General features: G+C 76.9%; 3 protein-coding genes and 2 tRNA genes. All 5 read right to left on the bottom strand.

All coding sequences use genetic code 11. From position 1 onward, the window contains the following. Positions 1 to 95 precede the first annotated feature (95 nt). Positions 96 to 167: transfer RNA gene (locus tag KVT14_RS19495), tRNA-Gly, on the bottom strand. A gap of 100 nt (positions 168 to 267) precedes the next feature. Further along, positions 268 to 819, bottom strand: a complete 552-nt coding sequence (locus KVT14_RS19500; RefSeq protein WP_217617181.1) for a hypothetical protein — start codon at positions 817 to 819, stop codon at positions 268 to 270. Between the two features lie 75 nt (positions 820 to 894). Beyond that, positions 895 to 967 (bottom strand) — tRNA-Leu (locus KVT14_RS19505). 11 nt (positions 968 to 978) lie between these two features. Further along, the gene (locus KVT14_RS19510) at positions 979 to 2,232 is read right to left on the bottom strand and encodes a glycoside hydrolase family 1 protein (protein ID WP_217617182.1); all 1,254 of its coding nucleotides are present in this window, start codon (positions 2,230 to 2,232) and stop codon (positions 979 to 981) included. A gap of 89 nt (positions 2,233 to 2,321) precedes the next feature. Beyond that, positions 2,322 to 3,821, bottom strand: a 1,500-nt coding sequence (locus KVT14_RS19515) for an alpha-amylase family glycosyl hydrolase (protein ID WP_217617183.1), incomplete at its 5' end; no start/stop codon positions are given.

A 3,821-nucleotide genomic window follows, 5' to 3' on the forward strand; every position in this document is an offset into this window, starting at 1 on the left:
CCGGCCGGCGGCGGCACGACCCCGCCCGCCCCCGCCCCCCCCCGGGGACCCGCCGGGCCGCCGGGGCGCGGGCCCCCCGGGCGCTGCGGCTGCGGAGCGGACGACGGGATTCGAACCCGCGACCCTCACCTTGGCAAGGTGATGCTCTACCACTGAGCCACGTCCGCACGGCCTCGTCCTCGGCCCGTTCCCGGGCCGCGAGGCGAGATAGGACAGTACAGGGCGCGCGGGGCTTTCGCGAAACCGCGACGCGCCGCCGTCCGCGCTTCAGGGGGTGGTGCGAGGGCCGCCGATGGCCGTCAGACGGTCGACGAGGTGGTCCGCCGACGGCGCCTCGACGGCCACCTCGACGGTGCCACCCGGCACGTCGAGCACCAGGACCTCCAGCCCCGGCGCGACCCGCAGCGCGTCCCCCCGCCCGGTGCGCCGAGCGGTCCGGCGCACGCCGTCGGCCGCGAGCCGGACGGGCGCGCGGCGCAGGGGCCGCATGCCGAGCGCGAGCCGCACGACGGTCACCCCCGTCCGGTCGACGTCGAGCACCGCGGCGACCCAGCGCGGGCCGAGGCCGGTGTCGCCGTCGGCCGCGCGCACCGACCCCTCGAAGCGCCCGGTGCGCGCGCCGGTGGCCGCCCGGCGGCGCTGCAGCCTCCCCGACAGGACGTCCCCGAGGCCCACCCCGACGGCCGCGGCGCCGCCGATCACCCACCCCGTGCTGAGGTCCTCCTGGTGGAACACCCAGCGGGCGAGCGCGGCGCCCGCGGCGGCGCCGAGCACGCCGCCGACGAGGACGACGAGGACGGTCGAGCGGCGGGACGTCATGGGGCCAGCATGGCGGTACCGAGCCGTCGGTGTCCCTCGCGCACGAGGCGGGTCTCGCGCAGGGCGTGTGAGCGGTGCCCCGAGTGGGATTCGAACCCACACTGGATCGGGTTTGAGCCGATTGCCTCTGCCGTTGGGCTATCGGGGCGCCGCACCAGGCTACCGGCGCGCGGGCGGCCCCCCGACCGCCGCGCCCGCGTCCGCGGGCACTCGCTCCGGCTCCGGCAGCACGCCCGCCCGCGCCAGGGACCCCAGCCACGCCAGGCTCGGCTTCGGCGTCCGGGCGAACGTCGACCGGTCGACCGCGACCAGCCCGAACGTCGGGCGGTAGGACCCCCATTCGTAGTTGTCGAGCAGCGACCAGTGCAGGTACCCCCGCACGTCGCAGCCGTCCTCGACGGCCGCCGCCAGGCCCGCGAGCGCCCCGGTGGTGTAGGCGATCCGCCGCGCGTCGTCGGCGGTCGCGATGCCGTTCTCCGTGACCAGCATCGGCACGCCGCCCGTCACCTCGCGGGTGTGCCGGAGCGCGTGCCCGAGCGCCGCCGGGTAGTACTCCCACCCGATGAGCGTCCGCTCCGCGTCCGCGGGGTGCTCGACCGGGCCGTCCGGGCCGATGATCGTGCGCAGGTAGGCCTGCACCCCCACGAAGTCGTCGCCGCGGGACTGCTCGAGGAAGAAGTCCTCCCGCCAGTAGGCCCACGCGTCCCGAGCCTGCTCCGCCCCCGGGAGCGCCTGGTAGTCCTGGTTCGCCACCGACCAGCCCGAGCGCACGTGCCCCAGCCCGCGCAGCACCTCGACCGCGGCGTGGTGCGCGGCGGCGATCACCCGGGAGGCGTGCGGCGACGGTCCCGGCCAGCTGACGCCGACCTCCGTGTCGATCCGCGCGTCGGCCTGGTTGACCATCATGTTCGGCTCGTTGATGGTCACGACCCAGCGCACGTCGTCGAGGATGGTCGCGGCGGCTTCGACGTACCGGCGGAACCGGTCGACGACGTCGGGGGCGTACCAGCCGCCCTCGTGGTGCTGCCAGGCCGGCACGGTGAAGTGGTGCAGCGTGACGACCGGCTCGACGCCGCGGTCCCGGCAGGTGTCGATCATCCGCCGGTAGTGGTCGAGCTGGACGCGGGAGACCTCGTCGCGGGCCGGCTCGATCCGGGCCCACTCCAGGGAGAACCGGTACGCGGTCAGGCCGGCGTCGGCGAGCAGCCGGATGTCCTCGGGGTACCGGTGGTACGAGTCGCAGGCGTCGCCGGACACCTCCTCGACGTGCGTGCCGGGCTGGTGCTCCAGCAGCCAGTTGCTCGCGTTGGTGTTGCCGCCCTCGACCTGGTGGCCCGCGGTGGCGGCGCCCCACAGGAAGCCGTCGGGCGCGGGGACGGCGGCGGGCAGGGGCGGGGTGGTGCGCAGGGTCATGCGGTGGGTCCTTCCGGGTCGGGCGGTCGCGGGGTCGGTCGGGCGGTCGCGGCGTCGCGACCTCACGGGGCGGGCGCGAGGGCCCGGGGTCAGCGCGCCAGGTCCAGCACGGCGTACCCGTGCCCGTCGAGGTGCACGGCGTCTCCCTCGGCCCGGCACCCGCGGGCCAGCACGACCCCCGCGTCCCCGGCCCCGGGGAGCTCGGCCGACACCGGAACGCGCCCCGGGTTCAGCAGCACCGCGAGCGTCCCGCCGCGCAGGTACGCGAAGGGGTACCCGGTCGAGAGCACGCGGACGGGCGACCCGACGTCGAGCCGCCGGTCGGCGTGCCGCAGCGCGACCAGGGCACGCACGTGGTGGAGCAGCGACCCGGGGTCGGCGACGGCCCCCGCGACCGTGGGCGCGCCGGGCGCCGGGTCCTGCGGCAGGTACCGGGAGTCGTGGGGTGCACCGGGGCCGAACCCGTCGGCGGTCAGCCCGCCCCACGGCATCGGCGTCCGGGACCCGGCGCGGTCGTACCGCGGGCCGAGGCGGGAGCCCTCGGTCGTCGGCGCGTCCGGCAGGTAGCGCATCCCGCTCTCGTCGCCGTAGTAGATCGACGGCATCGACGGCCAGGTCAGCGCGAGGACGAGCGCGGCGCGCGCCTGCTCGGCGTCCCGGTCGCCCGCGACCAGCCGGGTGAAGTCGTGGTTCGACGTCGGCAGGCCGGTGACGCCGCCACGGCCCGACGCGGTGATGGCGGCGTCCGCCTCCCGCCACGCCGCGACGAACGGCGCGGCGTCGCCGAGCCCGGCGGCGTCGGCCCAGGCGTGCCGCTCCTCCCAGACCTCGTCCACCGTCCCGGCGCCGTTGTTCCAGAGGGATCGCAGCGCCAGCCCCTCGTTCCCGCCGCCGAACTGCAGGAAGAAGTCGGCGTGGAACCCGGCGGGCACGGACACGCGGGGGTCGCCCCACTCGGCCACGAGCACCCGCCCGGGGTAGGCGGCGTCCACCCAGTCGCGCATCCCGCGCCACAGCCGGCCGGTCTCGACGAGGCCGGGGTCGTCCTTGACGAGCGAGCCGGCCATGTCGACCCGGAACCCGGCGACGCCACGGTCGAACCAGAACGCCATGATCTCCCGCAGCGCCGCGCGGTTGGCCCGCGGGCCCGGGGCGTCGACCGGCTGCCGCCAGGGTTGCGCGGGGTCGGGCCGGGCGTAGCCGAAGTTGAGCGCGGGCTGCACGGGGAAGAAGTTCGGCAGGTAGTAGCCGCCGCGCCGGCCCGGGCCCGGCTGGAAGCCGTCGACGGGCGTCGCCGACCACACGTACCGGTCGTCCGCGGGGTCGTCGGCCGCGGCCCGGCCCCACGGGTGCTGGTCGGGGGTGTGCCCGGCCACGCGGTCGAGCAGCACCGCGATCCCCCGGCGCGCCGCCTCGTCCGCGAGCGCCGCGAGGTCGTCGTTCGTGCCGTACCGCGGCGCCACCCGGACGAAGTCGGCGACGTCGTACCCGGCGTCGGCGAACGGTGACGTGAAGCACGGGCTCAGCCACACCGCGTCGTCCCCGAGCCAGGCCAGGTAGTCGTGCCGGTCGGCGATGCCGGGCAGGTC

Source organism: Cellulomonas sp. GbtcB1 (assembly GCF_019091725.1).
GTDB lineage: Bacteria > Actinomycetota > Actinomycetes > Actinomycetales > Cellulomonadaceae > Cellulomonas.

Coding starts and splice junctions, on each gene's coding strand:
- KVT14_RS19500 (WP_217617181.1), bottom strand. CDS start 819: ATGACGTCCCGCCGCTCGACCGTCCTCGTCGTCCTCGTCGGCGGCGTG.
- KVT14_RS19510 (WP_217617182.1), bottom strand. CDS start 2,232: ATGACCCTGCGCACCACCCCGCCCCTGCCCGCCGCCGTCCCCGCGCCC.